Origin of the sequence: Dactylosporangium sp. NPDC005555, assembly GCF_040605635.1 — a bacterium.
Lineage (GTDB): Bacteria > Actinomycetota > Actinomycetes > Mycobacteriales > Micromonosporaceae > Dactylosporangium.
On the sequence record NZ_JBEXDG010000163.1, the window covers coordinates 1 to 1,654 of the forward strand.

General features: G+C 65.8%; 1 protein-coding gene. It reads left to right on the forward strand.

The window, feature by feature from the left end; genetic code table 11:
- Positions 1 to 20: 20 nt before the first annotated feature.
- On the forward strand, positions 21 to 1,654 hold a 1,634-nt coding region (gene ctaD, locus ABZS58_RS51240), incomplete at its 3' end, for a cytochrome c oxidase subunit I (protein ID WP_354792118.1).

The window sequence follows — 1,654 nt, forward strand, 5'->3', positions numbered from 1 at the left end:
TCCTCGATCTTGGAGTCGGCGTGACCGCGATAAAGCCCCAGCCGGTGCCGGTGCCCAGTCGCCTACGACAGGTCCGGCCGACGGTCAGAGGCTCCGCGTTCGGGCGGCTGCTGCGCACCACGGACGCGAAACAGATCGGCCTCATGTACCTGGTCACATCGTTCGCGTTCTTCCTCGCCGGGGGTGTGATGGCGCTGCTGATGCGCGCCGAACTGGCCCGGCCCGGCCTGCAGTTCCTGTCCGCCGAGCAGTACAACCAGCTGTTCACCATCCACGGCACCGTCATGCTGCTGCTGTTCGCGACGCCGATCGTGTTCGCCTTCGCCAACTACATCGTGCCGCTGCAGATCGGGGCGCCGGACGTCGCGTTCCCCCGGCTGAACGCCCTCGCCTACTGGCTCTTCCTCCTCGGCGGCAGCCTCGTCATCGCCGGGTTCGTCACCCCCAACGGCGCGGCCGACTTCGGCTGGTTCGCCTACGCCCCGCTCAACAGCGTCATCAACACCCCCGGGGTCGGCGCCGACCTGTGGATCGTGGGCCTGGTGCTCTCCGGCCTCGGCACGATCCTCGGCGCGGTCAACATGATCACCACCATCCTCACCCTGCGGGCGCCGGGCATGACCATGTTCCGGATGCCCATCTTCACCTGGAACATCCTCATCACCGCCGCCATGGTCATCATGGTCTTCCCGCTGCTCGCCGCAGCCCTGCTGACACTGCTCGCCGACCGGAGACTCGGCGCGCACGTCTACGACGCAGACACCGGCGGGGCACTGCTGTGGCAGCACCTGTTCTGGTTCTTCGGCCACCCCGAGGTGTACATCGTCGCGCTGCCGTTCTTCGGCATCATCACCGAGGTCATCCCGGTCTTCAGCCGCAAGCCCGTCTTCGGGTACAAGGGCATGGTCGGCGCCACCATCGCGATCGGCGCGCTGTCGATGAGCGTGTGGGCGCACCACATGTTCGGCACGGGCCAGGTGCTGCTGCCGTTCTTCAGCTTCCTCAGCTACCTGATCGCCATCCCGACCGGCATGAAGTTCTTCAACTGGACCGGCACGATGTGGCGCGGGCAGCTGACGTTCGAGACGCCGATGCTGTTCGCCGTCGGCTTCCTCGTCACCTTCCTGCTGGGTGGGTTGTCCGGGGTACTGCTGGCCTCACCGCCGATCGACTTCCACGTCACCGACACCTACTTCGTGGTAGCCCACTTCCACTACGTGCTGTTCGGCACGATCGTCTTCGCCGTCTACTCCGGCATCTACTTCTGGTTCCCGAAAATGACCGGCCGGATGCTCGACGAACGCCTCGGAAGGGTCCACTTCTGGCTCACGTTCGTCGGCTTCCACCTCACCTTCCTCGTCCAGCACTGGCTCGGCACCCAGGGCATGCCCCGCCGGTACGCCGACTACCTGGCAACCGACGGCTTCACCACCCTCAACACGATCTCCACAATCGGCTCATTCGTCCTCGGCGCCGCCACACTGCCGTTCATCTACAACGTATGGATCTCCTACAAGGCCGGCCGGGTCACCGAGCTCAACGACCCATGGGGCCACGGCAACGCCCTCGAATGGGCGACCACCTGCCCGCCGCCACTGCGCAACTTCGACCGCATCCCCCGCATCCGCTCCGAACGGCCGGCATTCGACGCGAA